Raw genomic sequence first — 262 nt, 5'->3', positions numbered from 1 at the left:
CCAGTCGCTGGCGGCGGGGAGGACGCCGTACGGGCGGCCGGTGCGGGTGGTGGAGATGGGCGAGACGCACATCCCGCGGGAGGTGTTCGAGGACTACCTCCGCGACATCTCGCCGCGGTACACGGCGGAGACGTACCGGCTGCTCAGCCACAACTGCAACAACTTCAGCAACGAGGTGGCGCAATTCCTCGTCGGCGCCGGCATCCCCGACTACATCCTCAACCTCCCCGCCGAGGTCATGTCCAGCCCCATGGGCCCCCTC

At 68.7% G+C, this 262-nt stretch carries 1 protein-coding gene; it reads left to right on the top strand.

Features of this window, described 5'->3' with window-relative positions:
• A partial coding sequence (locus tag L9G74_RS24315; RefSeq protein WP_238898704.1) for a C97 family peptidase occupies window positions 1–262 on the top strand: 262 nt, incomplete at both ends.

Origin of the sequence: Shewanella electrica, assembly GCF_022321485.1 — a bacterium.
GTDB classification, from domain to species: Bacteria; Pseudomonadota; Gammaproteobacteria; order Enterobacterales; family Shewanellaceae; genus Shewanella; species Shewanella electrica.
Note: the sequence above shows the minus strand (reverse complement) of the source record. Positions and strands in the feature narration are given on the sequence as shown.